This is a genomic window from Kitasatospora nipponensis (assembly GCF_039528135.1).
In the GTDB taxonomy this organism is placed as follows: domain Bacteria; phylum Actinomycetota; class Actinomycetes; order Streptomycetales; family Streptomycetaceae; genus Kitasatospora; species Kitasatospora nipponensis.
Genome location: NZ_BAAALF010000661.1, coordinates 1 through 472, shown reverse-complemented (window position 1 = coordinate 472; position 472 = coordinate 1). Strand labels below are relative to the sequence as shown.

Below are 472 nucleotides of genomic sequence, written 5' to 3'. Positions count from 1 at the left end.
TTGATGGAGATGGCCTACGGGAACTACAACATCGGCGACTGCTCGGTGAACCTGGACCCGGCGACGACCGGGGACAAGAGCCTGTACTTCTCCGAGTACGCCAGCCACGACCACTCGGGGATCCTCAACGCCTCATGGTTCTCACGGATGTACTACCGCTGGTCGCGGGGCACCTCGTGGGCCGGGCTGAACGCGGACGGCCGTCCGCAGGTCTTCGTCGTCCGGGCCGGCGCCCTGTGGACCCATTGGCGGTGGGGGGGCGGCAACTGGGGCGGCCCGCAGCGGCTGGCCGACCCGGGCGGCCGGTTGGCTTCGGGAATTGCGGTCGGCAACAACGCCGACGGGCGGCTGGAGGTCTTCGCTCACCGCCTGACCGACCATCACATCATCTCCCTGGCACAGGACACACCCAATGGCGGGTGGCGGAACGACTGGACCGACCACGGCAGTCCCAGTGCCGCGTCCGGCAGGC

The 472-nt window shown here is 68.9% G+C and carries 1 protein-coding gene; it reads left to right on the top strand.

Features of this window, described 5'->3' with window-relative positions:
* Positions 1-9 precede the first annotated feature (9 nt).
* Positions 10-472 (top strand): DUF8189 domain-containing protein (locus ABD323_RS42550; protein WP_486327179.1); only part of this gene is annotated, 463 nt, incomplete at its 3' end.